3 protein-coding genes are annotated in these 1,321 nt (G+C 46.9%); all 3 read right to left on the reverse strand.

Features of this window, described 5'->3' with window-relative positions:
* Positions 1 to 301, reverse strand: a 301-nt coding sequence (locus ASE28_RS26775; RefSeq protein ID WP_157422136.1) for a hypothetical protein, incomplete at its 3' end; no start/stop codon positions are given.
* A 115-nt stretch (positions 302 to 416) separates the two neighbouring features.
* Entirely contained in the window at positions 417 to 1,013 is a 597-nt protein-coding gene (locus tag ASE28_RS32340; protein ID WP_157412576.1) for a hypothetical protein, read from the reverse strand.
* Positions 1,010 to 1,321 (reverse strand): hypothetical protein (locus ASE28_RS32515; protein ID WP_162261422.1); only part of this gene is annotated, 312 nt, incomplete at its 5' end. The genes ASE28_RS32340 and ASE28_RS32515, both read right to left, overlap by 4 nt.

Below are 1,321 nucleotides of genomic sequence, written 5' to 3' on the forward strand. Positions count from 1 at the left end.
CCATCTCCTTTAGTTGGCCAAGCAGTTTCAACTCGCTTTCCAATTCACTGATGCGGCCTGAGTCCAAGACGCCAACGGCGTACTTTTCGCCATAGGCGAATACATCCTTGGTGCCCCCTTCGCCCAACTTGGACCCCAGGTCCGAAAGGCCGAGGTTGGAGAAATCATCAGCTGCAGCTCCAGGTCCCGCACCATCGAACTCCTTCACGCCATTGTTGGCTGTCGCAGTTTCAGTCCCTGCCGGATCGCCTGCCAGATTGTTGTCTGCAAGTGCGTGTATTGTGAAGTCATCTGTGGGCAAGAAATGCCCAAAAAAAGGGGGGAATTGCTTAAAAAATGAGCTAATCCGAAGCGCTCAAGCCGCCTGCGCCTGTGACTGGCTGAAAGTAGCGGTTTTTAGAGGCTCCCAACTGAAATTACAGCAAAGGTACTTCATAGAATCGGGAGTTCAACTTGGGCTGCACTGCATTCCATAGCATCAGCTTGCATTCCCAATAGTCATCCCCGTGCCCACCGAGGATTGCCGCAAATTTGCCATTTTTTTGCCAATTCAAGCACAAAGCAATCTCACACGGCCGATTATACAGCCGAGGATTTATCGGATTTTCCTTTATTATTGACATCCCAATCAATCGATCCCCTATAAATTCACTCCATTGCGTTCGTGAAAAAACAGGATCTGAAGCTTCGATCGGAAAAAATACGCTTACACTCTCGTCCATCGGACTGAAATCGGGCTGTCCATCCTTGTCCCTGTCAAGCCAGACGATTGCGCTATTCAGGCTATCGTCCTCTCCAACCCCAAGAGTTCCGGCTCCTTCAAAATTGAGACCCACAGGCCCTTCTGTCCCTTCAAAAACAAGTGAAACAGGTTTCTCTATTTCGGCGGCCGCTTCCTCTTTGGAAAACAAACTGTATCTTGTAAATGAAACAAGCTCTTTCCCCAAAAAACTGCGAAGCAGTGAAACCGACTGAAGAGGGGTCATTGAAGCGGGAAACTCTTTGTTAGTCATTTTTTCTTTCCTGCACGAGCCAAGTTTATCAAAAATTCAATCATTTGGAGATTTTTTCTGTAGCCAGGCCCAACTTTTACCCCCAAAGGATCAGATATTACCAAACCACCATCACGCCTAACAAGAAATTGTAGATCTTCTATGTGCAATCTCGCATCCACAATCTTCTTTTTAATAAAAGTCAAATCCGATATGCTTTTTTTATTTAAATAATCCAACTCTCCAACGACTATTGGTTGATTGCGCACCATTCTGACCGCATCTTTGGTCCCCGCCTCAAATCGATCGTACACAAGCGCAGGGCGATC

This window comes from Acidovorax sp. Root219 (assembly GCF_001428665.1).
GTDB lineage: Bacteria > Pseudomonadota > Gammaproteobacteria > Burkholderiales > Burkholderiaceae_C > Acidovorax.

Bases quoted from the DNA above. Each gene is read 5' to 3' on its own strand.
- ASE28_RS32340 (WP_157412576.1), bottom strand. From the start codon at position 1,013: ATGACTAACAAAGAGTTTCCCGCTTCAATGACCCCTCTTCAGTCGGTT.